Raw genomic sequence first — 3,855 nt, 5'->3', positions numbered from 1 at the left:
AGTGTATTATTCTCTGTAATGATAAATCATGTTTTATCAAACTTAGTCCTGTATCAATTTAACCGGACGGATTGAATCAATGGCAACCAATCTTTGGGGTAAAGTATAGGGAATTATATACGTGTGTACCCATGAATTTACGAAAACAGTTGCAAATTGGTATGTAATTGTTGCATAAATTGCAACATATATCAAACTTGTTTCGTATATTGGGTACACAGCAACACGTAAATACAATGAAAAAGCGTAGAACAGGACCCGGTAAATCATACCGCAAAGGAATCTCATGGATGAAACTCATGAAGTTGTTTCCTGATGATGCAACCGCAGAAAGGTGGTTTGCGAAACAACGCTGGGGCAATGAACCGTGCTGCCCCCACTGTGGCTCAACGAACGTACAGACGGGTGCCAAGCATCATATGCCTTACCGGTGCAGGGAAAAAGGTTGCCGTAAGCGGTTCAGTGTACGTGTGGGAACGGTCATGCAGGATTCCAAATTGAGTTATCAAGTATGGGCATTGGCCATTTACATCATAGATACTGGGATCAAAGGCGTATCCAGCATGAAGCTACACCGTGATCTGGACATCACGCAGAAAACCGCGTGGCACTTAGCCCATAGGATTCGCAAAACGTGGGATGTGGAACTGGAGCAATTTACTGGACCCGTTGAGGTAGATGAAACCTACGTAGGTGGCAAAGAGAAGAACAAACACGCCCATAAGAAACTGAATGCTGGGCGCGGTCCGGTTGGTAAAACAGCCGTAGTAGGTACAAAAGACCGTACCACCAAGCAGGTGCAGGCACGAGTAGTATCAGATACTACCGCTCAGACGCTCACAGGCTTCGTATACAGCACTTCGCGTCAGGAAGCACAAACCTACACTGACGACGCGAAAGCCTATCAGGCTCTACGTAGAGCCGCCCACGCAACCGTTAAGCACTCAGTCAAAGAGTACGTAGACGGTATGGCACACATCAACGGCATGGAATCCTTCTGGTCGTTGCTGAAGCGTGGATATTATGGCACATATCACAAGATGTCACCCGAACACCTACAGCGTTACGTAGATGAGTTTGTGGGACGCCATAATGTCAGACACTTGGACACCGTTACCCAGATGGAGCAAACAGCAAAAGGCTTGGTCGGAAAACGCCTTACCTACAAGATGCTCACTGGTCAACTGGATGATCTGCCAAGATCATGAGTACGCCCAACCGGCTCTATTTTGGGGATTGCCTGGACGTGATGCGGGAATTTATTCCTGACAAGTCTGTGGACTTGATTTACTTGGATCCTCCGTTCAACTCAAAGCGGATTTACAATGCGAATATGGGAGGTGCTCAATGGGTAGCGTTCAAAGATACGTGGCAATGGCATGAAGCTGTAGACGATTTTCATGAAGTAGCCAGTCGCAATGATATGGCTCCAACGATGGAGGGGTTAAGAACGATTCTCGGGGAGGGTTCAGACTTAGCCTACTTGTCATATATGGCAAATAGGCTGTTGGAATGCTTTCGCGTATTGACACCGACAGGAAGTATTTACCTGCATTGTGATCCTACCATGAACTATCTGTTACGGGTACTCATGAACTCAATTTTCGTTACCAACGGTAGCGGATCGTTTCGTAATGAAATTGTTTGGTTTTACCCAGACACACCTGGACGGCCAAAAAAAGATTTTGCCCGTAAACACGACACCGTTTTCAGATATACGAATAGCACAAAAGGCTATATCTTCAATGCTGACGCTGTTAGAATACCTATCTTGGACGCATCAAAAGAGCGTTACAAAACAGCAAGGGTCTTGGGTGGCCGTAAATATGTTGGGGGAGAATCTGCCACAACGGGAAAGATACCAGAAGATGTGTGGAGAATAGCCTCCGTAAAGGGTAATTCTGCCCAGAGTTGTGGCTACCCAACACAAAAGCCGTTAGAGTTATTGCAGCGAATTATCAAGGCATCTAGTATTGAGCGAAGCAGTGTCGTACTTGACCCATTCTGCGGTTGTGGTACCACACTAGAAGCTGCACAGGGATTGGATCGTCAATGGATTGGAATTGACATATGCACAAAAGCCTGTCAAGTAATAGAAAAACGGTTCAGAGAGAGCTTTGACAGTGTTTGGAGTGATGTAGAGTTTATAGGAATGCCGAAGACGGTAAGCCAAGCCCATGAGATGGCAAGTATTGATCCGTTCCGTTTTGAGACATGGGCCGCATCTTTGGCTCCCGGGATGGAAGCCAATAAAAAGCAACGGGGCGACGGTGGTATAGATGGATGGGGCCGGATACCATTGCGTAAGGGGTACTTCGCTGACATGGTATCCCAAGTGAAAGGCGGACATACGAATCCCGGTCATGTCCAAGCATTCAACGGAGCAAGGCAGCAAGCCGGTGCAGATATGGGAATCTTCACTTGCTTTGAAGATCGTGTAACCAACGGAATGCGAAACGCAGCTGCCAGTACAGGGCGATTCATGGACGTTCCAACGATTCAGATTTACACCGTAGAAGATTTCTTTGCCAATAGACTTCCCCAATTACCAAGAGCAGCATAGCCATGAAACGAACCAATAAGAGATCAACCAAGAGCAAGAAAGCGTCAGTCCCGCGTGGCCGTCCAACAAAGGATTATGCAGATGTACAGCGGTCAATCCAGCTGGGTTCTCCTGAGGCGTTAGCAAAGAAACTGCTGAACACGCCCCCTGGAAAGATCAAACTGCGTTAGCCAAACCTCGCAAATCATGGGTACACACGTATATAATCCCCAAAGTATACTACGGGTACACTTTCGCTGGCATTCTGTCGCAGGAGGCAGGCGGCCGATGCGTATTCACCTACGACGAGAGCTATCTGCAAATCTCTTTGCCCGCCATTTCCTACACGTTGCCTCTTAGGGCCGAGCCTCATTTAAGTGAATACGGGTTGCACCCCTTCTTTGACAATCTATGTGCTGAGGGCTGGCTAAAGGATGTGCAAGCACGCGCACTCGGACTCCGAAGGGACGACCGTTTCCCCCTGCTTCTTGCCTTCGGCACAGATCTATCCGGCGCCGTAAGCATCATTGATCCAGATCCTGCCGGGGACATTAAAATCGACCACAATGACCCGGAAAACATCGCTGCGCTTTCATCGAGAGCGTCTCTTTCTGGGGTTCAGCCCAAGCTGGGCGCAATAAAGGAAGGCCGAGTTTTCCGCCCCGTGGGGCGCAGTGAGCGGGCAACCTACATAGCTAAGCTCCCATCCCCCACGCTGCCCGATATTCTGGGACTCGAGTACATCACTACGCAGGCGTGCACGGCCCTTCTCAAAAAAGACATGATTGCGGAGATGACTCTGGCACCGCTTCAGGGTGTTTCCGAAAGGGCCCTATTCATCAAACGATTCGACACGACCGAAGACGGCAGGAAAACTCACTTTGAGGAATTTAACCAGTTGCTTGGTAATCGCTCGGAGGGCAAATACGAGGCCTGCTACGAGCACATGGCCGATTTTATCATCCAAAACGGAGACATATGCCTGCGGGCAGAGTGTGATACACTGTTTCGCCGGGTGATGGCCTGTATTCTCACGGGAAATACGGACGCTCATCTAAAAAATTTCGCCATGGAGCACACAGAAAGCGGATTGTGCCTCGCTCCCTGCTATGATCTTGTCGCTACCGCTTGCTACCCGCAATACCAGACGCTGGCACTGGGAATCGGGGGGGCTAAGAACATGAGAATCGGTAGCATCGGCCCAAAGAATATAGCACGACTAGGCAACCTATTCGGGTTGCCCGACAGAGCAGTTATGCTGGCGGTTTCTGACTTCGCCAGCCGTCTTGACAGGGCTCACAGCGCTATTGACG

At 49.0% G+C, this 3,855-nt stretch carries 3 protein-coding genes; all 3 read left to right on the top strand.

The features are described from left to right. Window positions 1–290: 290 nt before the first annotated feature. Window positions 291–1,208, top strand: coding sequence for an IS1595 family transposase (locus F4Y38_11605; GenBank protein ID MXY49924.1), 918 nt, complete (start codon window positions 291–293; stop codon window positions 1,206–1,208). After that, on the top strand, window positions 1,205–2,563 hold the full coding sequence (locus tag F4Y38_11600) for a site-specific DNA-methyltransferase (GenBank protein MXY49923.1): 1,359 nt from the start codon (window positions 1,205–1,207) through the stop codon (window positions 2,561–2,563). The genes F4Y38_11605 and F4Y38_11600 overlap by 4 nt, the downstream gene beginning before the upstream one ends. A gap of 307 nt (window positions 2,564–2,870) precedes the next feature. After that, window positions 2,871–3,855: type II toxin-antitoxin system HipA family toxin (locus F4Y38_11595; protein ID MXY49922.1), on the top strand; the 985-nt coding region annotated here is incomplete at its 3' end.

It is taken from the genome of Gemmatimonadota bacterium (assembly GCA_009838645.1).
GTDB lineage: Bacteria > JAAXHH01 > JAAXHH01 > JAAXHH01 > JAAXHH01 > JAAXHH01.
This window is presented reverse-complemented; position numbering and strand designations above follow the sequence as displayed.

Bases quoted from the DNA above. Each gene is read 5' to 3' on its own strand.
- F4Y38_11605 (MXY49924.1), top strand. From the start codon at position 291: ATGAAACTCATGAAGTTGTTTCCTGATGATGCAACCGCAGAAAGGTGG.
- F4Y38_11600 (MXY49923.1), top strand. From the start codon at position 1,205: ATGAGTACGCCCAACCGGCTCTATTTTGGGGATTGCCTGGACGTGATG.